This is a genomic window from Terriglobia bacterium, from assembly GCA_020072565.1.
In the GTDB taxonomy this organism is placed as follows: domain Bacteria; phylum Acidobacteriota; class UBA6911; order UBA6911; family UBA6911; genus JAFNAG01.
The window spans coordinates 88,612-109,783 of record JAIQGI010000021.1; the positions used below are offsets into that span (position 1 = coordinate 88,612).

General features: G+C 54.8%; 30 protein-coding genes. 2 read left to right on the top strand and 28 right to left on the bottom strand.

Features of this window, described 5'->3' with window-relative positions:
- Positions 1-4: 4 nt before the first annotated feature.
- The 9 genes from LAP85_15165 to LAP85_15205 all read right to left on the bottom strand — a co-directional run bounded on the left by LAP85_15165 (position 5) and on the right by LAP85_15205 (position 6,480).
- A complete protein-coding gene (locus tag LAP85_15165) occupies positions 5-2,665 on the bottom strand; it encodes an ABC transporter permease (protein MBZ5497741.1) in 2,661 nt (886 codons plus the stop codon).
- 10 nt (positions 2,666-2,675) lie between these two features.
- Positions 2,676-3,011: a PadR family transcriptional regulator gene (locus LAP85_15170; protein MBZ5497742.1), complete on the bottom strand. Its 336-nt coding sequence runs from the start codon at positions 3,009-3,011 to the stop codon at positions 2,676-2,678.
- 240 nt (positions 3,012-3,251) lie between these two features.
- Complete coding sequence (locus tag LAP85_15175; GenBank protein MBZ5497743.1) at positions 3,252-3,437, bottom strand: hypothetical protein; 186 nt, start codon at positions 3,435-3,437, stop codon at positions 3,252-3,254.
- 162 nt (positions 3,438-3,599) lie between these two features.
- On the bottom strand, positions 3,600-4,211 hold the full coding sequence (locus tag LAP85_15180; protein MBZ5497744.1) for a hypothetical protein: 612 nt from the start codon (positions 4,209-4,211) through the stop codon (positions 3,600-3,602).
- Between the two features lie 10 nt (positions 4,212-4,221).
- Positions 4,222-4,419: a hypothetical protein gene (locus LAP85_15185; GenBank protein MBZ5497745.1), complete on the bottom strand. Its 198-nt coding sequence runs from the start codon at positions 4,417-4,419 to the stop codon at positions 4,222-4,224.
- Positions 4,416-5,087 (bottom strand): hypothetical protein, encoded by a 672-nt coding sequence (locus LAP85_15190; GenBank protein MBZ5497746.1) that lies wholly within the window; start codon positions 5,085-5,087, stop codon positions 4,416-4,418. The genes LAP85_15185 and LAP85_15190 overlap by 4 nt, the downstream gene beginning before the upstream one ends.
- Positions 5,088-5,100: 13 nt before the next feature.
- Positions 5,101-5,430: a hypothetical protein gene (locus tag LAP85_15195; GenBank protein ID MBZ5497747.1), complete on the bottom strand. Its 330-nt coding sequence runs from the start codon at positions 5,428-5,430 to the stop codon at positions 5,101-5,103.
- 364 nt (positions 5,431-5,794) lie between these two features.
- Entirely contained in the window at positions 5,795-5,998 is a 204-nt protein-coding gene (locus LAP85_15200; GenBank protein MBZ5497748.1) for a hypothetical protein, read from the bottom strand.
- Positions 5,995-6,480 carry a JAB domain-containing protein gene (locus tag LAP85_15205; protein ID MBZ5497749.1) on the bottom strand — a complete coding sequence of 162 codons (486 nt, stop codon included), beginning with the start codon at positions 6,478-6,480 and terminating at the stop codon, positions 5,995-5,997. The genes LAP85_15200 and LAP85_15205 overlap by 4 nt, the downstream gene beginning before the upstream one ends.
- A gap of 455 nt (positions 6,481-6,935) precedes the next feature.
- On the opposite strand from LAP85_15205, the gene LAP85_15210 reads away from it, so the two are divergent.
- The gene (locus LAP85_15210; protein MBZ5497750.1) at positions 6,936-8,126 is read left to right on the top strand and encodes a DUF4263 domain-containing protein; all 1,191 of its coding nucleotides are present in this window, start codon (positions 6,936-6,938) and stop codon (positions 8,124-8,126) included.
- Positions 8,127-8,296: 170 nt separating this feature from the next.
- Complete coding sequence (locus LAP85_15215) at positions 8,297-9,124, top strand: hypothetical protein (protein MBZ5497751.1); 828 nt, start codon at positions 8,297-8,299, stop codon at positions 9,122-9,124.
- 325 nt (positions 9,125-9,449) lie between these two features.
- Here the strand turns inward: LAP85_15215 and LAP85_15220 are convergent, their stop codons facing one another.
- The 19 genes from LAP85_15220 to LAP85_15310 all read right to left on the bottom strand — a co-directional run bounded on the left by LAP85_15220 (position 9,450) and on the right by LAP85_15310 (position 21,164).
- On the bottom strand, positions 9,450-10,175 hold the full coding sequence (locus LAP85_15220) for an ABC transporter ATP-binding protein (GenBank protein MBZ5497752.1): 726 nt from the start codon (positions 10,173-10,175) through the stop codon (positions 9,450-9,452).
- The gene (locus LAP85_15225; protein ID MBZ5497753.1) at positions 10,168-10,824 is read right to left on the bottom strand and encodes an ATP-binding cassette domain-containing protein; all 657 of its coding nucleotides are present in this window, start codon (positions 10,822-10,824) and stop codon (positions 10,168-10,170) included. The genes LAP85_15220 and LAP85_15225 overlap by 8 nt, the downstream gene beginning before the upstream one ends.
- An 86-nt stretch (positions 10,825-10,910) precedes the next feature.
- Positions 10,911-11,768, bottom strand: coding sequence for a branched-chain amino acid ABC transporter permease (locus tag LAP85_15230; GenBank protein ID MBZ5497754.1), 858 nt, complete (start codon positions 11,766-11,768; stop codon positions 10,911-10,913).
- A gap of 35 nt (positions 11,769-11,803) precedes the next feature.
- Positions 11,804-12,682, bottom strand: coding sequence for a branched-chain amino acid ABC transporter permease (locus tag LAP85_15235; GenBank protein MBZ5497755.1), 879 nt, complete (start codon positions 12,680-12,682; stop codon positions 11,804-11,806).
- A complete protein-coding gene (locus LAP85_15240) occupies positions 12,679-13,263 on the bottom strand; it encodes a class I SAM-dependent methyltransferase (protein ID MBZ5497756.1) in 585 nt (194 codons plus the stop codon). Before LAP85_15240 ends, LAP85_15235 begins: the two co-directional genes overlap by 4 nt.
- 104 nt (positions 13,264-13,367) lie before the next feature.
- The gene (locus LAP85_15245) at positions 13,368-14,408 is read right to left on the bottom strand and encodes a hypothetical protein (protein ID MBZ5497757.1); all 1,041 of its coding nucleotides are present in this window, start codon (positions 14,406-14,408) and stop codon (positions 13,368-13,370) included.
- Positions 14,409-14,418: 10 nt separating this feature from the next.
- Complete coding sequence (locus tag LAP85_15250; protein ID MBZ5497758.1) at positions 14,419-15,570, bottom strand: ABC transporter substrate-binding protein; 1,152 nt, start codon at positions 15,568-15,570, stop codon at positions 14,419-14,421.
- Between the two features lie 603 nt (positions 15,571-16,173).
- A complete protein-coding gene (locus tag LAP85_15255) occupies positions 16,174-16,425 on the bottom strand; it encodes a hypothetical protein (protein MBZ5497759.1) in 252 nt (83 codons plus the stop codon).
- A gap of 225 nt (positions 16,426-16,650) precedes the next feature.
- Positions 16,651-16,866 (bottom strand): hypothetical protein, encoded by a 216-nt coding sequence (locus LAP85_15260; protein ID MBZ5497760.1) that lies wholly within the window; start codon positions 16,864-16,866, stop codon positions 16,651-16,653.
- Complete coding sequence (locus LAP85_15265; protein MBZ5497761.1) at positions 16,863-17,207, bottom strand: hypothetical protein; 345 nt, start codon at positions 17,205-17,207, stop codon at positions 16,863-16,865. Before LAP85_15265 ends, LAP85_15260 begins: the two co-directional genes overlap by 4 nt.
- Before the next feature lie 23 nt (positions 17,208-17,230).
- A complete protein-coding gene (locus tag LAP85_15270) occupies positions 17,231-17,479 on the bottom strand; it encodes a hypothetical protein (protein ID MBZ5497762.1) in 249 nt (82 codons plus the stop codon).
- A 40-nt stretch (positions 17,480-17,519) separates the two neighbouring features.
- Positions 17,520-17,801 (bottom strand): hypothetical protein, encoded by a 282-nt coding sequence (locus LAP85_15275; protein ID MBZ5497763.1) that lies wholly within the window; start codon positions 17,799-17,801, stop codon positions 17,520-17,522.
- A gap of 77 nt (positions 17,802-17,878) precedes the next feature.
- Complete coding sequence (locus LAP85_15280; GenBank protein MBZ5497764.1) at positions 17,879-18,115, bottom strand: hypothetical protein; 237 nt, start codon at positions 18,113-18,115, stop codon at positions 17,879-17,881.
- A 9-nt stretch (positions 18,116-18,124) separates the two neighbouring features.
- On the bottom strand, positions 18,125-18,475 hold the full coding sequence (locus LAP85_15285; protein ID MBZ5497765.1) for a hypothetical protein: 351 nt from the start codon (positions 18,473-18,475) through the stop codon (positions 18,125-18,127).
- On the bottom strand, positions 18,472-18,813 hold the full coding sequence (locus LAP85_15290) for a hypothetical protein (GenBank protein MBZ5497766.1): 342 nt from the start codon (positions 18,811-18,813) through the stop codon (positions 18,472-18,474). The genes LAP85_15285 and LAP85_15290 overlap by 4 nt, the downstream gene beginning before the upstream one ends.
- On the bottom strand, positions 18,810-19,016 hold the full coding sequence (locus LAP85_15295; GenBank protein ID MBZ5497767.1) for a hypothetical protein: 207 nt from the start codon (positions 19,014-19,016) through the stop codon (positions 18,810-18,812). Before LAP85_15295 ends, LAP85_15290 begins: the two co-directional genes overlap by 4 nt.
- Before the next feature lie 253 nt (positions 19,017-19,269).
- Positions 19,270-19,470 carry a hypothetical protein gene (locus LAP85_15300; protein ID MBZ5497768.1) on the bottom strand — a complete coding sequence of 67 codons (201 nt, stop codon included), beginning with the start codon at positions 19,468-19,470 and terminating at the stop codon, positions 19,270-19,272.
- Positions 19,454-19,819: a hypothetical protein gene (locus tag LAP85_15305; protein ID MBZ5497769.1), complete on the bottom strand. Its 366-nt coding sequence runs from the start codon at positions 19,817-19,819 to the stop codon at positions 19,454-19,456. Before LAP85_15305 ends, LAP85_15300 begins: the two co-directional genes overlap by 17 nt.
- 40 nt (positions 19,820-19,859) lie before the next feature.
- Entirely contained in the window at positions 19,860-21,164 is a 1,305-nt protein-coding gene (locus tag LAP85_15310; GenBank protein ID MBZ5497770.1) for a hypothetical protein, read from the bottom strand.
- Positions 21,165-21,172 lie beyond the last annotated feature (8 nt).

The window sequence follows — 21,172 nt, forward strand, 5'->3', positions numbered from 1 at the left end:
TACCTCATTCATTCCGTAGCGAGGCTATCGGATCCGTGTTGGTGGCGCGCATGGCAGGGAAAAAACCAGCCAGCGCAGTCACCAAAGCTATTATCATGGTAACAGCGATCAGGGTCGGTGCGTCGTGCGGGCCGATACCAAAAAGAAGGCTCGCAAGGAATCGCGTCAACGCCAGGGATAACAGCAGGCCGGTGGCCAAGCCGAGAAACGCCGATGTCATTACTTGCGCCAAAATCATCCGGACGATTTCCGATGGACGCGCTCCAAGGGCAACCCGAATCCCTATCTCGCAGGTCCTGAGGCCGACAGAAAATGAGACCACCCCATACACACCGACTGCCGCCAGCAGGGTTCCCATCACTGCAAAGAGCCCAACCAGGGTGGAATAGAAACGGGGTTGATCCACTGATTCCCAAAGGATATCTTCCACGCGCTGGACCCGCTGGATCAGCGCTGTTTTGTCAACAGACAGAATTCGACTACGCATTTCCGGGATCAGCCTGGCCGAATCCGACCGGGTTTGTACTATCAGTGAAAAGTAGCTGCTTCCTCGATGCAGCCGGTAAAGGGTGAGACGCGGCGGTTGCTGCAACCCATGCTGTCTCACGTCCCGCACAACGCCGACAACCGGAACCCAAGGAAGGGAACGAGGACCCAAATGGAGCCGCTTGCCGATCGGATTTTCCCCGGGCCAGAGCATGCGAGCAAGCGACTCGCTCACAATCAACTCAGCCGGCCAATCGCGCTCAGATTCTACAAACGTCCTGCCTTTCAAAATCTCAAGGCCCATGGTCCGGAAGTAGTCTGGGCTCACGCGTGCATCGTCAAGGTCTTCAATAGTATCCCCTAGACCCGCCGGAGGTTCCTGTTCTAACAAACCCTTCGTGCGCAACGAAGAAGAGCCTGCTACGCCGGTCAACGGCAACGAGCTGACTACGCATGAAGACACCACTTGGGGAAGAGCATTAATGCGGCGCAAGATGTCTTCGTAAGCCAATGGCGAGCCCTCCGGCCCTTGACCAAGCGAGAGCTGGAATATGAGCAGGTTTTTCCGCTGAAATCCCGGATCAACGCTTATTAGCCTCACGAAACTGTTGATCAACAGGCCGGCCCCAGTCGCTAGGACGAGCGCCAGGGCTATCTCGGAAATCATGAGCGCATTGCGGTATCGGCTATGCGGTTTTCCTCTATTCCCATGTGCCCACTTCAAGGTCGAATTGAGATCGAGCCGCCAGGCGCGCAGCGCGGGAGCGAGCCCGAAAAGAACACTTGTCAAAATGGATAAGCCCATGGCGAACGCGAATACTCGGAAATCAACATTGACTTCGAGGACGCGCGGAATCGTTTCCGGACATGCGGCGACAATCAGGTCGATGCCCCACCTCACTGCCAGGAAGCTGAGCACGCCGGCAACCAGGGCAAGAACTCCGCTTTCAGTCAACTGCTGCTTCAGAAGACGCATGCGGCCGGCGCCGACCACGGCTCGGACTGCAAATTCCCTTTCTCGACCAAGCGCCCGGGCGAAAAACAGATTTGCGACGTTGGCGCAGGTGATTAAGAGCACAAGCCCGACTGCTCCAAGCAATAGCTTCATCGGGCCCTCAATATTACCGACGATTTCTTCCCGCAGCGGCACAACCGTGACGCCTGATTTCGCTACTCCGACGGGCCCGCGATTTTCCTGTGCCAGCCGGCTCGCGATCAAAACCATTTCAGTGTAAGCCCGGTCGAAAGGCACTCCAGGCATTATTCGCGCGACTACCTGCAGCCAGCTGGCTGCGTTGCTGAGCGATCTCATCTCTGGAGCTATTGGAACCCAAAGTTGAGGTTGCTGAAATGCATACTCCGGCCGTGTAAGCCCAGGGAGTACTGGCCTAAAATCAGGCGACAAAACGCCTGCCACTGTATAGCTCTTCCCGTTCAGTTGGAGTCCGCGTCCGACGACGGAAGGATCCGATCCGAAGCGATCCCTCCAAAATTGATCGCTGATGACAGCCACGGGTGCCGCGCCATTTTGCTCGTCTGAAGCAAGGATGGTTCTACCAAGGGCGGCATTGATACCAAGCGTCGTGAAAAAGGTGCCCGAGACGGTGGCTCCCGGAATGATCTCTTTGGTGCCCGACTGGTCGAAGACGAAACCTCCGGAACTGTAGGCAGCGATATCCTCAAAGTTCGATCTTGCCGCCCGCCAATCGGAGAAGTTGAAATAGGAAACCCGCTGATTCGTGCCGCGCCGGATGTCCTTCTGCCAAATCATGACGAGTGAGCCGGGATCTTTATAAGGCAGCGGCCGCAAAATAACTGCATTGACCACACTGAAAATTGCGGTGTTGGCTCCAATTCCCAACGCCAGCGTGATGATAGCCACTATCGTGAAGCTCGGATTTCTTCGCAATATGCGGACTGTGTAACGCAGATCCTGTTGGAGTTCATCCAGTAAGCGGATTCGGCGGGTGTCGCGATATTCCTCCTTCGTTTGCTCCAAGCCACCCAAAGCGATAAGCGCTTGCCGCCTGGCTTCTTCGGGACTCATGCCCTGACGCAGATTTTTTTCGACCTCCATCTGCAGATGAAACTCCAGCTCGTTCGCAAGAGTAGCCTCTGATTTGGTCCGGCGATTGAGATGAATAACCCGCCACAGGAACGCTCGAATGGATGCCAGCATCGCCGCCTCCCTACGCGCCCTCAAGTACCCTGTTGATGATTGCCATCATGCGCTCCCAGCTCTCCGTTTCCGCGCGGAGCTGTTTGCGCCCCGCCTTGGTGATGGAATAGAACCGCGCCTTGCGGTTCTGGTCGGATATTCCCCACTCCGCCGCGATCCAGCCGCGTTGTTCAAGGCGCAGTAGTGCGGGATAAATGGTGCCCTGGGTCAGTTGAAGGGCATCGTCGGACACCTGCTGAATGCGACGCGATATGCCCCAGCCGTGCATCGGTCCTATGGTTTCCAAGGTCTTGAGTACGAGGAGGTCGAGAGTGCCCTGCAATACTTCGGATTTAGGTTGCGTCATGGCTCACTCCTGTAGACGGTCGTAAGCACACCTTAAAGCCCTGGCGAGCAACTGTCAATGAAAAACAGAATGTGAGATTGGAATTTGACAAAGAATCGGCGTCTGAACAACAGTGGAGGCGTCCTTCCCGTTTTGACGGCGACGGGATTAACCTGGCTATGGTGCCGTCAAATACGACATACATGCTGCAGGCGGCGCCGTCGAGAACTGGCGTTCTGTTGCTGCGGCGTTTTCAAATTTTCATTCATGCGATTTCGCGACGTTGATATGCTCGATCAGCCAGTGGCGTCGCATGTGCCTGTTCCAACAGGTCTGCGCAGCAAAGCGCCGCGCCTCCCCCCAGCGGATGTTCCTCCGAATCTGGTCCTCGATCTTGGCCAGTTCGGCCTCCCATTTCACGACTCGCTCGGCTTTAGCTGTATTCATCCTTCCACCTCCCCTGAAATCCATGAATCTCATGCGGTCAGGGCTGAGCATCATCTGTTCATGCTCGTGAGCGTTTGAATTTCTCAGTTGGATGCGCCCGCGCGGTCGGCTTCGATTTGCATCGGAGCTCGCGGAAGCCAGGCGCCCAATCGCACACCTTTTTTAGACCGCTGCTGATTCGTGGCGCTCCTCTTCTATAAGGACAGCGCAAACGCGTTCCGCAAGCTCCGAGGAAATCCAGCGCAGGCTAATTTCCACCTCATTGGAGTACTCGCTGATTTTGATGTCTGCGTACCCATTGCTCAGATTGCGCGGATGAATCTGGAAATCGGAGCCGGCTCCATTGTTTTGTGAGACCCGGCAGCCGAGGATGTCGGCGAGTTTGCTGGCGATGCGCTCTGCCTCCGTCCGTTGTCGCTGACGCTCGGCAATGTCTTCGGCGGCCTTTTGGAAAGCCTCCCGATATTGGGGAAGCAGCCTGCGCTCGATCTCCTTGGCCACCGCCTTGGCTGGTCGAGTAGGCGCGACCGTGATCCTCAGGTTATCAGGCCAGCTGACGCTGAAATGATTGCCATTATTCTGTTGGGGCCTGCTCCCGATGATCGTGATCCGGCTGTGATCCCAATAACCGTTGTTCAGGTAAAGCTTCATCCCGTCCGGCCCTTGGATATCCGCGCTATCCCGTCTGTCCGATTCCCGATCGCAGTACGTCCAGCCCAGTTCTGCTGCCACCGCTCTGGCAAAGGATTGGAATTCATCCGCTGGTAATGACATGACGCCTCCCCTAGAAAAGCCCTCTGTTTTCAAACATCGGCGCCGATTTTTGCAGCCGCCGCTTTCGATCCAAGCCAAGCATGGTTCGTTTGCTCTGGTTTGGGGTTTCGGGCGCACGGAGCACCCGGTTGATGACCTCGTTGCGTACCGTTTCGCGCTGCCGGTTCTGTGCTTCGGTCATATCCTTTGCCAATTCGTCGAGTTTCAAAATGGCTCCTCCATTTCTACCGGGTCGAAACATCCTTCTGCCCGGGTCAGGTTCTCGATTTGCTGCCGGAGCGTCTCGTTTTCCTTCAGCAGTTCGTTGATGCGCAGTTCCAGGTAGTCTTCATTCCTAATGTGTACTTCTTGCGGCTCTTGAGACCAGTTGACCTTCTTCTGGTCCTTCAGGTACTCGAGCAGGCTGTCGGCGTCCTGCACCGGGTAGCCGTATCCGGCAAGTTCCGTGGCGATCGAATCAACACTGTTCGTGCTGGCGTGCCGGAAAATGCGACGGCGGATGCTGGCCGACAGAAACTCATGGAATTCCGTCCACCAGCCCGCCCTGCGGAGCTTGCGTGGATTGATGCCGCCGAGATACTGAATCGCGCACAGGATGTTCTTGTAAGGATTGGGCAGAAACGGTTTCTTCTTGCCGGGCGACTTCAACAGTTTCGGTGTCGGCGGCGCCGGCAGATTCCTCATAAATTCCGTCGGGATTCCCAACTTGTGAGCCTTCATCACGCAACAGCGGCAGAGCGGATCTTCATTCAAGCTGGCTGGTGCGGTCCCGGTTCCAGGTATGTTGTCGCAAAGCGTTTTCGCGTCGCCGGTCCCGATCATGTGCGCCATTGACCGCTGCTTCTTCCGGTTCCACGAAATCAACTGCACTTGCATGCTTGCTCCGGTCTTAGTGATCTCCAGCCGGCCCCATTCGGTAGCCTTCGCTCGTAACCACATAGGTCATCGTCCGAGTGTCCAGGCGAACCCAGGGAACCGTCGCCGTGAAATACTCGATTGCGGCACAGGCGCCCATCACCGCCTCGCCCGGCATCGTTGCTGCGATCGGGCCCTTCCAGTCCTGCGGGTCCGCCAGCTTCTCGAAAATCTTGCGAAGATCGGATACCCGGAAATCCTGATAGAACGTCCGGTCTTCCCAGCTGCGGTCATACGGACAGTCGGGCTGGTGCCCAGAATCTGACAGCCCGCACCACATACAGGTTTTCAATTCGCAGACCATGGCAGCACCTCCTATGTAATCAATGCATTGTCAATGCACGCATGTCCTAAAGAAACACAACTCGGCGCGTGATCGCCACCCACGATGCCGCATTCCTCGCAGCCTGACTTCCTGGCACAGTCCGGGCACAGGTGGCCTTTACTGTCGAGAGCGACTATGCAGTACTCGCACATACGGATCCCACACTCTTCGCATCGTACCCATTCATAGTCTGTGTCCTTGCAGAAGGGGCAATATGCCGGAAGCTGCCCGGCCTCTATCGCGATCTCATGCTTGTCAATTTCCACGTCGATTCTGGTCATCATCTTTTGGGCCTCATTATTTGCGCGTGTGCCGGGGTCGCCAATTCGAATGGCGATGCGAGTCAGGCTCCCCAGATCGCCATGTGTCCCACCTTGTTTCCGTTGATGTCGCGCAACGCCTGGCTGTGGCCCGGCGAGAAATGCGGGTTACATTCGATCCGGTTAGCAAGGTCCCGGAGAATCCGGGCCGCCTCGTGCCTCTCGGCTCCCGGACCATCCTCCGTAAATGCGGCATTTTCCATTTCAACCTCGATCTTCATCCTCATTGCAGTCCCTCCATCTGCCCGAGCAGCCCCGCATCAGCGAAGCTGAAATAGTCAGACTCTCCGATGATGATGTGATCCAAGAGCCGGATGCCCAGCAGCTTGAATGCCTTCGCAAGCCTTTCGGTGCACTGTCTATCTTCCGTGGAGGGAGCGGCGTCCCCACTCGGATGGTTGTGGATTCCGATGACCGCCGCTGCATTGTGCACCACAGCAGGTTTGGCTGCCTCCCTGGGGTGCACGACCGAGGTGCTTATCGAGCCGACAGATACGGTGTTCATGCCGATCAGCTTATTTTTCGAATCGAGCATGAGAACGATGAAGTGCTCACGATCAAATTCTCGCGTGAGCGGCCGCATGATTTCGAATACCTCACGGGAGTTGCTGAACCTCTGGTGCGGAGAAGCAACGAAGCCTTCACGTACCAAGGAGACTCTGTAACACGGAATGCGATACTGCTTCAGAACCTCGGTTTTGGCGTCCATGATTTCCCCTGGTTGTTTGTTTGTGTTTTTTGTTTCTTCACACTGCCAGTATAATGCATTGTCTGTGCGTTGTCAATCTAATATGCGGCTGGTCCTGAAGTGAAAACCCACGAAATTCCGGACGTCCGTCGTTACCAATAACTAGAGCGAGTCTGATTCTGTTAAATTCTAGGAGCCGCTCCCTTTCGGCGCAATTACATCATTGCCTGTTGAATCGGAAGTCGGACCGAAATGAACTCAGATGCTTTTGGCGTGCGGGCCAGCAGGATTCGCGGGATCCTCGTCAATGAAATTCCAGCGAAGAACAGGTACAATATCCGGAGCGCGCTCAGTCGCATACGGAGGTTGGATTCTGTGCTTGCTTGACAAAGCTCGCATAAACAGGCTATGCGACAGCACATCTGCTTGCGCAAGAGCAGAGGCATCAGGTGGGAAGATAGCCAAGGGCGGGTCAAATGCCTTGGATTCATGCGTTTGCACTCCCAAAGACCATTCCAGCTGAGGGTGTAGAACTACTTCGACATCTGTTATCGGACCCCACCACGCCGGAAGTCGATCTGGAACAATGGCTTCGGCGGTACCCGCAGGTCGTCAACAGCAGCCCCGAAGGGATATTCCCCAAGACAACCTTTCGACTACCCGGTGAATCCGAAAAACTCTGGACTCCGGACTTGCTGTATCGCGAGGTGGGATCGGAAGCTTACGATGTGATCGAATTGAAAAAAGTCAGTATGCCCTTGCTGCGCGGACAATCGGACCTTGGAGTAAGCCGATGGTCGCCGTCGTCCCCGCCCCGCCCCTCGAGCCAGCTGACACACGCTATGGGGCAATTGGAGTTGTACCTGATGTACTCCCATGAATACAGAGAGCAATTGGAGAGAGACCATGGGCTTTGCCTCTATTTGCCAAAAGGTACCCTGGTCGGTGGCACCTCACCAAAAGACGACCATGCGTTCAGGTTCGTCCAGCATCAGTTCAGAGGAGTCCAGTTGATGACATGGACTACTATTCTCACACGAGCGCAGGCGATGATACCGGAACGCTTAGTCATAGCGTTTCCGTGTGTGCCGTCGCCGGCAACTCCAACGTTGGAACTCGCTCTTGACAGCCGAATCAGCAGGGTTGTCAGTGAAGTATTTTATGACTGGACCGGATTTTTCTTCGAGTTTATCAACCCCATGATAGAGTGGCAGCAATTGCTGGAAAACGCGAACCGCGAAGTCAGTGAGCTCGAGGATGACGGCACGGAAGAAGGCCACAACATATTTTCGACGCAGCGCGGGCGCATCTTGGAGATTGTTTATTATAGGCTCGGAAAATATTGTCCCCGCGCAGATCTACGTCGGCTACTTGCTGCACTGCCCGATGTGGACAACTATATCAGTCGGAGATCTTTTGTTAAGCTTGGTCAGCGCATCAAAGATGGTTTCGAGGACACGCAAAAGTGGATGCAGCTGGGGCGGGAAGCCAGTTCAGTCAGCGAGCTGGAGAGCGTGATTCGCCGGGCGCTCTCCCGGCCAAAAGACAAATACACGGAGCCTTGGGCTTACTACCCAAAAACAATGACTCTCGGCTTCCTCGAGAAACATCTCCTTGAGGGTGAACTGAGTCATCTCCTGCGGATCGCGCGCTGGACGAACGAATGATCAGCCGTTACTTGCGTCTGAAAAACTCAAAGGGAAAACAACAAGACCCAGGGAGCTTCTTCTATGATATATAAGTTGTCGGTCATGCGCTTCCGCGGCTATGCTCCGTTTTCGCTTTCCAAGACTAAGCCGCAATATATCGATCTCACTCATTGTACCCGAGGTGTCCAATGAAAAAAAACCTGTGGTTTTGGCTCACCCTATTCGCTTCTCTCTTGTCCTTTGTACTCTCCGTGACTCGAGTAATCCTCCTGACCCCCGACGGACTCTCGCAACTATCGTCATTGACGTTCATTTTACTTGCAACTCTCACCCCTTGGCTAGTGCGAGTTGTCTATATAACGGAAACTCTGCGCGTTCGATCGCAGGACCAGATGGTTAATGAAGTGTTTTCGGTTACGCCAAAGGGGCCTAGACAATACTGTCAGATAGCAAAAGAATTGCTCACAGTGATGAGGGATCAGTATCAAGCGCTCTGTGAAGATGGCAGGGCAAGTATTAAAGGTCATCTTGAGAGCATCAATTTGTACACATCGTTCTTTCGCACGTCACGAGCAAGGAACAACATTATACTTGCAACAAGTATGATAAGGACCTCTTCGTGGAATTGCGATCTGTATGAGTTGAACAAGAGGTTTCTTGAGCACGGGGGGAAAATACGGCGTATATTTATCTATGAATCGGAAGAACAAAGATGTGAATCCAATGTTGAGGCGATGCGCCAGTACGCCTTTTGTAAGAACTCGCCTAGTCTGGAGTTGTTTCTTTACGATCTAAAAAAGGCGCAAGATGCAATTCTTATGAATACGATTGTTGATTTTATAATAGATTGCAATCACAATATAGCTGTACAATTCGCGGTCTCATCAGGTCAAATCGCCGGTGGCACCCTTCTTGCAAATACAATGGAAGTTAAGGCTCTGATAAAATTGCATGCGGTGCTCCAAGCAGATTCTATCGCGGTTTCGTTAGATCAAAGCAAAAAAGCATCCAATTGACTCTTTTGCGCGCGTGTTTTTAAACGCGGCGCATCGCGGCCGCAATTTCCTCGGGTTGGCCCATTCGTCCATGTAGATCGATCTGCGTAACAATTTGGCGCGCGCCAAACGCTCCAAGAAGTCCCCAGAAGAGATCATTCAGCTGTTCACCCCATACTCAGAGGCAAGCGAAATTGGCCGGAAAAGCGCTGAATGGAAGCAGTACTCGCAGCCTGCCGATAAGCGGAACCGCGACCTCTTGGTTCAAAGACTTTCCCAAATGGACCCGAAAGACCAGCCCACGAGGGCCGTCTCGTCCCGCAAACGGTATGTCGCTGTGCTTCCCCTACCAGAATACGGAGCGTAGTCGCTCAGCATTCCTTACAAGTTCGGACGCCAGTCCTGAATAAGTCACCTCGCCGCAACGGATAACGTATGCGCGTGATGCGATAGCCAGCACTTCGCGGACCTTCTGCTCGACTATCAATACGGCGGTGCCCAACGAGCGACTTAACGACTGGATTTTTCTAATCGCCTCGCTCGCAGCTGGCGGTGACAATCCCAAAGAGGGCTCGTCCAAGAGCAGTACCCGCGGAGACAGGACCAACGCCATTCCAAGAGCCAGCATCTGCTTCTCGCCGCCAGACAAAGTGCCGGCTCTCTGGTCCGCCCGGGCACCGATCACCGGAAATGAACTAACCACGCTCTCAATCGCCTCGTGCATTCGCCTTCCATCACGTATCGTGATAGCAGCAAGCTCCAAGTTCTCGCGCACAGTTAAACCTGTAAACACCCTGCCGCCCTGAGGAACATATACACACCCAAGACGCAGAAGCTCCCTGGGGCTGAACCCGCGCCCCTGCTGGCCCAGGATGAATAGGCTACCGTTGTTTGCCGGAATCAAACCAAAAATCGCTTTTAACAACGTCGACTTGCCCGCCCCATTGTGGCCCACAATGGCGACGACTTCCGAGGCCGCAAGGCCGACCGACACGCCATGCAGCACCTCCTTTCCCCCATAGCCGCAAACGAGGTCACGCACATCAAGAACTGGTCCGTTGGAGCTAGGCAAGGTAGGTCTCCACGATATCTGGTCGGTCCAACACCTCTCCTGGTGCACCCGAGGCGATTACCCTGCCCTCGTCCATCACCACCACGGAATCCGCAACTCGCCTTACTGTCTCGATATCATGTTCAATAAATACCAGCGTCTTCCCCAGCTCACGCAGGCGAAGCAAAAGGCGCACAATGCGCTCCCTCATCTCAGGATCGACTCCCGCAACCGGCTCATCAAGCAATAACACCCCAGCATTGCCAGCAAGGCAGGATGCAAATGTCAAGAGCTTTTGCTGACCATATGAAAGATCCCTGGCCCGCGCCCTCCCCAAACCGTCCAAGCCGACCAGGTCCAGAATGCGCTCGTGAACACTAAGCCCCCCGCCCGCCCACTCGCCACTCTCCCAGCACGGCACCCCCGCCGGGCCCCCGCTTCTTCCAGAGCCCGATTCTGACAGGAGCATGTTCTCCTTGACGCTCATTTCACGAATAAGTCGAACATCCTGAAATGTTCGTCGTATCCCAAAGGCCGCAATCTTGTGGGGCGCCAGGCGCGTTACATCTACACCAGCGAAGCGCACCCGACCAGAGTCCGGACGCAGAAATCCTGTCATTACGTTTAAGAGAGTAGTCTTGCCTGCCCCATTAGGCCCGATTATTCCCACGGCACCTCTCGACGGAAAGGCCAGAGACACGCTCGCTAAAGCCACGGACCCATCAAAAGACTTGCAGATCTGGACACACTCAAAACTCACTGGATCCTACTCCCAAAACCAAATGTGCCCCGGAAACCCCGAGGCCGCCACAACATGAGCACTATCAACAGAAGGCCGTAAATGATCTGCCGCAAATTCGCGGCAACGGCACTCGGTAGGCCCAAAAAGCGCAAAGCTTCGGGAAGGCTGACAAGAACGCATGCCCCTACCACTGGGCCAGAAATGCTGCCTGCGCCGCCGACAATTACGATTGAAATAATGAAAATCGATTCGCTTAGCGAAAAACTGCTGGGGTCTATGAAGCTAAAATATGCGGCATAAACACACCCAGCCAACGATGCCAGGCTCGCGCTAATAGCAGTAATTACAATTTTGTACGAGGCAACATTGATACCTAACGACTCCGTAAACACCTCGTCCTCCCGAATGGCACGCAACACTCTTCCCGTGGAGCCCGACACAATCAGCCACGAGACTGCAATAACCATTAGGGCTGTCGCTCCAGTCAACACAAGGTAACCCGCCTTCGTCGTTACGACCCAGTTACCCACTGAAGCTTGGGCTATGTCGGTAAATCCCATGGGGCCGCCCGTCACGGATACTAGATTGTTAAAGACCGAAACCAAAACCACCTGAAGGGCAAGCGTTGTGATCGCGAAGTAATCAAGCCGTATCCGAAGACTAGGGTACCCAATTAGTGCACCTAGCAGTGAGCTGATCATCATTGCGAAAAACGTCGCAGTTAGAAAGTTGACATGAACTCGTGTAGCCAGTAGGGCGTATGAGTAAGCACCCACACCAAAAAAGGCAGCGTGCGCGAGTGACAACATGCCGGTATAGCCAGCCATCAGATCGAGCGAGACCGACAGTATGATGAAGATTCCAATGACGATGGCGATATGAAGAAAATAGTCCACGGCCGTTCCCCTTAAAGACTCCACTTCGCGGGCCGCCTTCGTGCCAGACCCTCTGGTCTAATCAGGAGCAATGCAAGAAGCAATGCATAAACCACCGCCTCCTGCCACTCAGAGCTTAGCACCCATACCGCAGCCTGTTGTAGCACGCCGATTGCGATGGAGGCTAAAATCGTTCCGGACCGGCTTCCGATGCCTCCCACTATCACCGCAACGACGGCCAAGAGCAGTGGAGTCATTCCCATTGTCGGGGTGAGATTCACCTCCAGTGCAAACAGCAGCCCCGCGATTCCTGCAAGAAAAGAACCAATAACCGATGCGGCCAGTAGGACATGTGCGGAGTCAATGCCAATGATGATCGCAAGCTCAGGATTGTCTGCAACGGCTCGTAGCAATTTGCCGTACCGAGTCCAATGCAGGATCGCACATAGAACGCCAAGGACGACGACAGAGAGAGCAATTGTTGTCACTTGAAGTCCAGTAAGGCGGCCTCCGAGGATTTCGATTGGCATGATGGAGGGCTTCCATTGAATCCTCTTGGTATCGTCCCCAAATCCGAGAGCAAGTGCATGTTGAATGACAATATACGCACCCATCGATGCGATTAGCATAACCAAGCCCGTGGCGCCCCTTACGCGAAGCGGGCGATAAGCAACCAGCTCGAGCACTGCTCCGAGACCTGCCGCAATTAAGGGAGCTGCAGAAAACGCAAACCATGCAGGCATAGAGAGCAATTGTACGAGAAGGAAGGCTGTATACCCACCAAAGGCGAAAATGGCGCCGTGAGCGAAGTGGAAGAACCGTCCGCATCCATAGATCAGGCCGAACCCGACACTCAGGAGCGCCAGGTGCGACGCAGCAATGAGCGCGTTCGCGACAAGCTGGGATATCATTTGCGCTCCGGTCGCTTTGCGACCAGATAGAAACCAACCACGGGATCGGGCCTGCCCTGTACGAGTTCGACCTCCTCGAATTCCTGGATAGTGGCAGCCTCTAGGCCGGAAGACCGGCAAAGATTTAAGATCTCCTCGCGGTCGCGAAACCGCCACGGAATACCCTTGGTGACCTCATAACATCGCTCGCAGAGCTTACTGCCCTTCCCATAGTGGCGATCCCTCACCGAAACGAACGAAGCCACGACACGACCTTCCCGGCGAACTATCGCACCCATGGTACGCATAATCCTCAGCACTTCGGCATCCGAGAACAGGTGCAAGAAATAATTGGCAAACGCGACGTGGTAGCGATTCGTATCGGCCTCATGACCGTACTGAAAAATATCCGCATTGATTATACGCAAACCTGGAATCTTCCGCCGCGCGGTTTCAATGGCAGACGGGGATGCATCCAGGCCGCTAAGCTCAAGGTGGGCGAATACCGATCGGAAGAGTTCTAGATCCCTACCGTAACCGCATCCAATGTCAATAACCCTTCCTCTAAGTCCATCCGCTTTTGAGATCTCCGTTAAGGCCATGTGCGCAACCAAACTCGGTAGAGAACCCCAACGCTGACCTTGCAATTCATAGATTGCGGTCCATCGCAAGATTCTGTCGCGCGCCGACGGAAACGAGTTAGGCATCAGTATTTCAACCTCGTGATGTGCTGCCCGATAGCCTGTTTTTCTGCCAAATATGATGCATCGGCCAGCTTCTCGAATTGATCGATCTTTTTCCGGTGGGTTGCAATCAACAACTCCGGCCTATCCCCAGCAACGACATTGTTCGGATTCTTGAATACCCGCAAAGCGGGCTGGAACAAGGCCGGATCTTTTTGAATTGTCTGGAGCTCGAAGAAATCGTAGTGGTATACACTCTGATTTAATCCCGAGACCCTTCCCAGCATCAAAATCTTGTCATCGATGAGTGCGAAGTCCTTAAGTAGCGCATCCTTGAGTTCTGGCTGCAGATCGAAATCGTCGACGATAATAAAATAGATCATAAAGCCTTCGGTCATCTGGCGGGTCACAATACTCAAAAAGCGGTCGCAGTCTTCCCTAACGGAATAGTCTGATTTGTGTAGAATGAATGTGCGCTTAACCTTTACACCGTGGGCAATAAGTTTTCGGACCTGCAAATCCTTGTAGTCCAGGAGTTCCTTGTTGCTGTCTATGGGGTTGAGTTCATCCCAATACTTGAGTGGTACCAGACTAGTGCACTCAACGCTGTCATGGGCGAAGTCGTAGAGATTGGCGCAGACCGACCAGTAATTTGATTGAATCGTGACGACACCGTTTTGGAGCTTGGCCATGCAGACGGCCCAGTCCTGCAATAAATAAGTTAGGAACGCGCGGCTAACAACCGAGCTGTCGCGGCATTGTTCAAGCGCAGCCATAAATTGAGATTGGCGGCTATATTGGAGCTCACGGGAACGCATGTCCATAAAAAGGGTGACGATCTGGATCGCGCAAGAGAAGGCAATGCTCACGAACGGTATAAGGATAACCGTCACAAGGAACCACATGGAGACATACTTAGTCCTCCACTCGTCAGCGGAAAGGATGTTACCGAGAAAAGAGAGAGTCGCAATCGCATAAAGAATGACGATGGACCATACAGCGAACCGCTGGTGGGGCGATAGTCTAATTGCAAAGATTTTGTTCAATCCGCTACGAAAGGACATGGCCACGCCCTCATTTTTGCCTTGGGGGATTGGATTCGGTGAATGGAGTGAAGTGGGCGTCCTTGATCGTCATGAATCTGGCGGCCTTGATGGGATCGCCGTTTTGGTCAATGCTTGTTTTACCCGCCACTCCCGGGAAGTCGCGGATCTCGTACAAAGCTTGCTTGACGCTGTCGGCGTCTGTGCCCCGTTTCCGCATCGCTTCAACGATGATCATCAGCGCATCGTAACCATGTGCGGACCAGACATCAGGATCTTTGCCGAATCTGCTCTTGAACGTGCTTATGAATTCATTGATTTTGGGGTCTAGCGATTCGGCGTCAAATATGGCGGACGAGTAGATTGTGCCTTCAACAGCCTTCCCTCCCGTGACGAGCGTCTCAGTGTCCTGGAAATTTACCGTCGATAGGAATTGTACCTCCAGTCCGAGTTCTCGGGCTTGCCGGACTATGGTGCCGAGCTCTTTGCCGTAGCCGACGATAAAAACACACTTGGGACTCCGGCCTTTGATTTTTGTGAGTATTGTGCGATAGTCTCCAGATCCTTGGCTGTATTTGTCGTTCAGCAGAACTCTGCCGCCTTGATTTACATACGTCTTCAGGAAAACGTCGTTCAGCCCGTTTCCATAATCGTTGTTAATCGTCAGGATCGCGGCTGTAGAAAACCCGTGCTCAACAGCAAACTGAGCCACTAAGCGCCCCTCCAGCTCATCTGAGGGATAATTACGGAAGATGTAGTCGCCCGCCGTCGTCAATTTGGGTGAGCTCGATGCAGGCGAGAACAGGATTACTCTTGAGCGTTCGGCAATGGGGGCGATCGCAAGCGTAACGCTGGATGGCACGGCGCCTATGATGACCTGAACGTGGGCCATCGAGATCAACTTCTGTGCTGCGGCGACGCCTTGTTTGGGCTCGCCCTTATCGTCCTCATACAAGATTGACAAGCGCCGCCCATTAACGCCCCCCGATCGATTCTCCTTGTCGACCGCCAACTCGATTCCTTGCTGAACGGCCACCCCGTACGACGCTACATCTCCCGTTAGTGGGAGTATGGCCCCCACCTGGATTTCAGAGGCAGTCCGCGGTTTCCAGTGGACGATCGCGAAAATTCCGGCGATCGCGGCAACCACAACCGCAATTCCGATCCACACTTTCGTATACATCGTCGCCTCCGTGTCTTACGGTCGCGCCCGTTTTGTTCAGCTTTCGACTGATAGTCGAAATTTGCTGCGTTTCCGGATCGCAGCCGGGTGTGACTTTTAGCCTGCTTCTGATTTGGGATGTGAATCAACTTTTTCGGGCCTCTCGGACTACTCCTGCGCCCGAAAATGTCCGCAACGACGCATCTTACACCAAAATCGCGTCGTGGGTGCGGAATTTGCACACCTCGGCTTTGCGGAATGTCAGTCAGCTTCGTCGGCTCAAATAACCCCCTCGTGCTTTGAAATCGCAAACCCTAGTTGCGGGGGACATCCGCGAGGAACGGGATAGTAATCCGAGGCGGTCAAAAAGCTTACCAATTGCCTCAGGCGGTTGGGTGGAGGCAAGTATTCGCATGTGGCGGATGTTGACACTGTTTCTGTGGGCTGTGACAGGGGAACCGCAGGTACGATGGCCTGCGGGTTTTGCTGCGGTGGTTTGGTGCGGGTTGGTGGTGGAAATTATTGCGCTCGGCCAGTTTGGTTCGTGGACCTCATTTCGATCATGAGTGCGATTGCCCACTCTGCGGTGGGCCAGAGTTTTGATCTGGCTGCCCACTTGCATCCTCAGCTCACGTAGGCCACTTCCAGCCGCTTATGGCCCCATTGGAGGACGAGCGCGGAGTTGTGCCCGGGGATGATTTCGCGGGATTCGCCGAATTCGCCGCAGTAGATTCCGCTCACGACGTCCGCCGCGTCCTCGCCCAGGTGCTTCTGGATGATCTCGATCGTTTGGCCGATGCCGCTCCCGAGGGTTGGATTCGTGCGGGTCAGGTCGAATAACTCCCGGTTGATCTGCCTTCTTGTTCTTGCATCCATTTTTGTCTCACTACCTCCGACCGCAGTAGGGGCAGAACCGCTCTTTCTGTGACGCCTCTTCTGCATCTATCGCGAACCTGCCATTGCTGAGCATGTAGGGGCCGTAGATCAGGCCGGCCCGCCGGTCCTCGCGGAATCCACTGATACATTCAGGGTGGCAAAGTAACCGTCTGCCATGAACCTGGTATCGTCGTAAGCGGTTTAGTGCGGCCATCACTGCACCTCCTAAATGCTGTTGTAAAGCAAACCGAGAAGGGCCTTAAGGGCTGCCGGCTCCCCTTTGATGATGAGGGGGGCGCTGTCGCCCTGTCGCTTCGAGTAGAAGCAGATGTCGGCGTACTTCCCGTCCTCGGTGGCGAAGGTCACGGCGCGTGCCACTTTGAAATATCCGTTGCGGCCCTTGGCCTCGACCTCCGTGACTGGATCAATTGCACGAATCATTCGCCCTCCATCCTGTCATGAACCGGGATCGGCGCCACGGCCGGGAAACGCGAGTCCGACGACCAAACCCAATTGCCACCAAACATCCATTGATGCTGGAATATGGGAATCTTCCCGTTCGCCACATGTCTGCCGCTGACTTCCTCGAAACCGATGGCCTCTTCCGGCACTGTCTTGTAGTGCCCGCACCACGGATAGACGTACAGAGCAGGGAGGTCCGGGCCAGCTTCGGCCAATCCCGGAATTCCGGCGCCAACCAGGACCGCCTCCTTGATCCGCGATGTCAGGCCGTGATTCGTACAGTCGTGGCCGTCGGCGTCTTTCAAGATTGAAACCAACATTCCTCTTGGCATCATGCCCCTCGTTATTTCGCCGCTTTCAGTTCTGCCTGCATCTCGCCGACTGCCTGGTTCACCGCTTCCCACTCCGAGAACGACAGCCGGCCCTGTTTCACGTACTGACTCTCGCCGTTATTGAGCTTCACCGTGCGCGAGATTTGGATTTTGGGCTCGCCGCCGTTGTATCGCTGGATGCACACGATCAGAGTGTTCGTGCCGTCGTTGAGCGCCACCCTGCTCGCAACCGTGATGTCTTTCTTCGCGTCATATGCCATGTGATTCTCCGCAGTTGTATGCCACTCCGCTCGGCGTGTTTTAGGCCGCCGTACAGAAATAGAATTGGTCCAGGGCCACCGAGTCATTTCCGCGGCTGAGTTCGATGCGGATCAGGTCGTCCATCGCGTCCGCGAACTGTCGGAAGCTCAGGTGCAAGGAGCGCAGGACCGACCGGAAGCGCCGGACAGTCAAAAATGCCGCCACCTCGCAGTCCATCCTATCGATCAGGTCAGCTTCGGCCATCATTAGCCTGTCAATCGCCTTGCGGGCCGCGCGAACCTTCTGATCTACCGTCATCTGTGGCGCCTGGGTGTTTTTCATTGGCTTTGTCTCCTGATTTTATGAACTAATTCTATCGTACTGACAATGCATTGTCAATCTAATAGAGCAAAAGAAAATCATGCCCTGTCGTTTTTTTCTGCTCCCTCAGGCTGTTCTTCCGGCTCGAGTCCGTGAGCCCTCAGTTGAAATGCGATGGCCTCCAGGTTCTCGATTTCCCATTCCTTGTTCTGGTTCCACATTTCGATGTCTTCGCCCGGCCCCTTTGAATAGGTGATGTCGAGATATAGGATCTCCTGCACCGCACCGACGATTTCTCTAAGCTCGTCAACCGTCAGATCTTCGACCTTCTTCATGCGCGCCTCCTAGTACTCCCCAGGTTTCATCGCGGTCCATCCGCCGACTTCGTTCTCGATCAGCCATAATCCCGGCGGGAGCGTCCAGATGCCGCCCTTGCACCTTGCAAGTTGGAGCTTCATGCGCATTATCTTTCTCAGCTCCTGCATTGGAGTCGGCGCTTGAACTCCCGGGTAGGTGGTCTCGAAGGTGATGAAGGGTTGAAAGTCCTCCCACAAGCCGCAGGTCATGCGATTGAGTGGCCGGCCTTGGAATTCCAGTCCCAACCCTGAGATATCCACGATGACGCCGTCTTCGATTGCCTGGCTGTCATCGTAGACCGAGATTATCTCCGCCGCTTCCCAATTGTCGTTGCTCACGCGATCCCTCCTTTATGGGCTTGTTTGTCGTCGTTTCCGGAGTCGTGCACGGCTACCCTTTTCGGCAGGCGCTTCGTACTTGCCAGCGCCAGTGCGTTGAGCACATTCTCAAGTTGCTCGTGGGCAACCGACATTACCCGGTAGGCCTCGTCGAGTTGTTCCTCCTTGGTTGCCTCCGGGTCGTGGGTTTCTTTGATTTCCCTGGCGATGAAGACTGCCAATGAGTCGCCGACGAGCAACTCGTCAATGGAACCCGTTTCTGCCGCGAAGGCGCGTTCAACTGCCCCGTCGTCGCTATAGGCCTGATCTGCGATTTTTATGATTTGTTTGAGTTTCACGCTCTGCTCCCTCCTGTCATCGATTCGTACACCGTGAGGATTTGCTCACTGCTGATGTGGGCGCCGGCGTCCTTGAACGCGTATGCCCAGTTCAATGCAATTCTCGAAGAGTCATCTAATTCGACGCCGACTTGCAGCCACTCCTGGCGCTGGATAAGATTTGCCTGCATCCACTGCCTCAGATTGATCTGTCTACCTTTCATGTGAGCCTCCGGGTTGTCCGTCATCAGGCGGTCACCGTTTCGTAGAACCAGTCTTCGAAATCGGCGCAGACAGCAAAACCAGCGCATTCAAGCATTGCGACGCATGCCTTCACAGCCTCAATGTCTGGCAGCACCCGTTGACCGTAGTGGCTGATGTCAGCCGGCAGGCAATCTCTATCGGACGTGAGTTTGATCCGCCTGCCCCTCTCTTGATAGCCGCTGTGGACTATGATCATGGGGAATCGGGCTCCGTTTAATAGACCAGGTCCATGCCCGGGTGCAGCTCACGGATGATCTTGATGGCGCTGGAGCTGGTGACTTCGTAACGGGCAATTTCTCGGGGATTCCGGCATAAAAACCACGGGCTGCCGTCCTTGCAGGCGGTGCAATCGCAGGGCTCGACGACCCTGACGATGTGCGTTTCACCTTCGGCCAAGTTAGGGAACTGGCTCATGCTCATTTCCTCCTGCACACGACTCGGAGTCCGGGATATCGGGCTCTGGCTCCTCGGTGTAGACTTCAACTCCATCTGATTTGTCGTTGCTGATCACTTCCTGATGGCGGGCGTCGTAGTAAAAGGTAGAGCGCCTGTACTCCTCGTCGCCGACTTCGTCTACCAGGTAGTGCGAAATCTCATCGCCGAATTCGATATGTTCGATGCCGGACATGGGGCTCTCCCGATCGAACAAATCACCCAGGTCCGTCGCCTCTACTGCCTTCTTGATTGCGTCCCGATGCGAACCGGCCCCAATACCCGGCACCTTCACCCGGACAACTGCAAAAATGTGAATGTTGTACCTCATCGCGTACCTCCTGGTCCCGCCGCCGGCGAGTGATTGATTGCTACAGCCCGAGGGCTATCGCCTCCTCGGCCGCCAGCATCTCCGTGTACTCCGGAACAACTGGTTTTGGCTTGACCTCAGCCACCCTGGTAAGGATCGTCTGCTGGATGCCCTGGTAAAGCTCGTGCTTTTTCACGGTCGCCTTCACCTTATGCGTCTCCCCCATTTCGAACCAAGACGGCCGGCCTGAGGCAAACCAGGTGGCTACGTTTCCGTTCTGGTCGCGGAATTTCACAAGCGTCATCAATCCGTAATTGCTATCGATTTCCTTGGTAAAGGTCACGGTCAGTTCGTAGACGGCCCGCTTGCCGACCTCGCCGAAAAACCGACTGTCCTTGTCGCTCTGAAACCGCTTGCGGCGCTCAATCTCGCGCTCCATCGCTCGCCGATAGCTCACAATCAGCGAGCATACGATCCCGGCGGATCTGGCGGTAACGTAATCGCTGGAACAGGCAACCCGAAGATTCCATAGGTAATCGCTGCTGAGATCCGCAGGCAGGTTTCGCGCCCACTCGATTGCGGCCTTGGCCTCGGCGCAGTCGGAATTAATCACCTCCGCCCGCTTCCCCCGATATCGCGGGTCCACGTGATCGAGCACCCGGCCGACCGTCGCGGTCAGCATCTTGACGTCCTGTTCCTTCCTGCTGACCCAGCCCTCCGTTCGGATGTAGGCCACGGTGATCGCCACCCACGTTTCAATCGACCACGACCGCGCAACCGGCTCGCAGCCGCCCATCCAATCGTCGTCGCCGGCGCTCGTGCACAGATCGCCGAGATCAATCAGGATTTCCGCGAATTCCGCAAGCTGGTGCGGGTTCGCATGGCCCATAAAGTCCTTCAGGCAATTGCGGCCGACCTGCTTCCAAGACCCGTCGTCGTGGCGGACCAAGTAGGTGTCCTTCCAGCCCCGGTCGATCTTGCAGTAGTCGCACCACCTTTGTGCCGTCCGGTACTGCTGAGGGATCTCGCCCTCGAATCCCGGCACGGTCCGGAGGATGTTGCCGGCTTCTTCGTGCTGGATAGCGGCTACGAATTCCCAACCTTCGTATTTGGGCGTCTCGCCTTCGACCTCGAGCTCAAAGACGCGGCGGACGATTTCGACCATCGATCCGCCGGCGCCGCCCCAAAGGATCTCATCTTCAGTGAAAGGGCGGGGGACGAACTTCTTCTCGACCACCATCTCCTCGCCGGTCAACGTCAAAGTGATGTGAGGCATGCCGATCAGAGCGCATCGCCGGTTCAGCTTCTCAATCCTGTCTCTCAATTCCTCCAGGTTCTGTTCCGGGATCTTGTAGGTAGCTTTCATGGATTGCA

Excerpts from the sequence above, each read along its gene's own strand:
- LAP85_15165 (MBZ5497741.1), bottom strand. The coding sequence starts at position 2,665 with ATGCTGGCATCCATTCGAGCGTTCCTGTGGCGGGTTATTCATCTCAAT.
- LAP85_15170 (MBZ5497742.1), bottom strand. The coding sequence starts at position 3,011 with ATGACGCAACCTAAATCCGAAGTATTGCAGGGCACTCTCGACCTCCTC.
- LAP85_15175 (MBZ5497743.1), bottom strand. The coding sequence starts at position 3,437 with ATGAATACAGCTAAAGCCGAGCGAGTCGTGAAATGGGAGGCCGAACTG.
- LAP85_15180 (MBZ5497744.1), bottom strand. The coding sequence starts at position 4,211 with ATGTCATTACCAGCGGATGAATTCCAATCCTTTGCCAGAGCGGTGGCA.
- LAP85_15190 (MBZ5497746.1), bottom strand. The coding sequence starts at position 5,087 with ATGCAAGTGCAGTTGATTTCGTGGAACCGGAAGAAGCAGCGGTCAATG.
- LAP85_15195 (MBZ5497747.1), bottom strand. The coding sequence starts at position 5,430 with ATGGTCTGCGAATTGAAAACCTGTATGTGGTGCGGGCTGTCAGATTCT.
- LAP85_15200 (MBZ5497748.1), bottom strand. The coding sequence starts at position 5,998 with ATGAGGATGAAGATCGAGGTTGAAATGGAAAATGCCGCATTTACGGAG.
- LAP85_15205 (MBZ5497749.1), bottom strand. The coding sequence starts at position 6,480 with ATGGACGCCAAAACCGAGGTTCTGAAGCAGTATCGCATTCCGTGTTAC.
- LAP85_15210 (MBZ5497750.1), top strand. The coding sequence starts at position 6,936 with ATGCCTTGGATTCATGCGTTTGCACTCCCAAAGACCATTCCAGCTGAG.
- LAP85_15215 (MBZ5497751.1), top strand. The coding sequence starts at position 8,297 with ATGAAAAAAAACCTGTGGTTTTGGCTCACCCTATTCGCTTCTCTCTTG.
- LAP85_15235 (MBZ5497755.1), bottom strand. The coding sequence starts at position 12,682 with ATGATATCCCAGCTTGTCGCGAACGCGCTCATTGCTGCGTCGCACCTG.
- LAP85_15240 (MBZ5497756.1), bottom strand. The coding sequence starts at position 13,263 with ATGGCCTTAACGGAGATCTCAAAAGCGGATGGACTTAGAGGAAGGGTT.
- LAP85_15245 (MBZ5497757.1), bottom strand. The coding sequence starts at position 14,408 with ATGTCCTTTCGTAGCGGATTGAACAAAATCTTTGCAATTAGACTATCG.
- LAP85_15250 (MBZ5497758.1), bottom strand. The coding sequence starts at position 15,570 with ATGTATACGAAAGTGTGGATCGGAATTGCGGTTGTGGTTGCCGCGATC.
- LAP85_15255 (MBZ5497759.1), bottom strand. The coding sequence starts at position 16,425 with ATGGATGCAAGAACAAGAAGGCAGATCAACCGGGAGTTATTCGACCTG.
- LAP85_15260 (MBZ5497760.1), bottom strand. The coding sequence starts at position 16,866 with ATGATTCGTGCAATTGATCCAGTCACGGAGGTCGAGGCCAAGGGCCGC.
- LAP85_15265 (MBZ5497761.1), bottom strand. The coding sequence starts at position 17,207 with ATGTTGGTTTCAATCTTGAAAGACGCCGACGGCCACGACTGTACGAAT.
- LAP85_15270 (MBZ5497762.1), bottom strand. The coding sequence starts at position 17,479 with ATGGCATATGACGCGAAGAAAGACATCACGGTTGCGAGCAGGGTGGCG.
- LAP85_15275 (MBZ5497763.1), bottom strand. The coding sequence starts at position 17,801 with ATGAAAAACACCCAGGCGCCACAGATGACGGTAGATCAGAAGGTTCGC.
- LAP85_15280 (MBZ5497764.1), bottom strand. The coding sequence starts at position 18,115 with ATGAAGAAGGTCGAAGATCTGACGGTTGACGAGCTTAGAGAAATCGTC.
- LAP85_15295 (MBZ5497767.1), bottom strand. The coding sequence starts at position 19,016 with ATGAAAGGTAGACAGATCAATCTGAGGCAGTGGATGCAGGCAAATCTT.
- LAP85_15300 (MBZ5497768.1), bottom strand. The coding sequence starts at position 19,470 with ATGAGCCAGTTCCCTAACTTGGCCGAAGGTGAAACGCACATCGTCAGG.
- LAP85_15305 (MBZ5497769.1), bottom strand. The coding sequence starts at position 19,819 with ATGAGGTACAACATTCACATTTTTGCAGTTGTCCGGGTGAAGGTGCCG.
- LAP85_15310 (MBZ5497770.1), bottom strand. The coding sequence starts at position 21,164 with ATGAAAGCTACCTACAAGATCCCGGAACAGAACCTGGAGGAATTGAGA.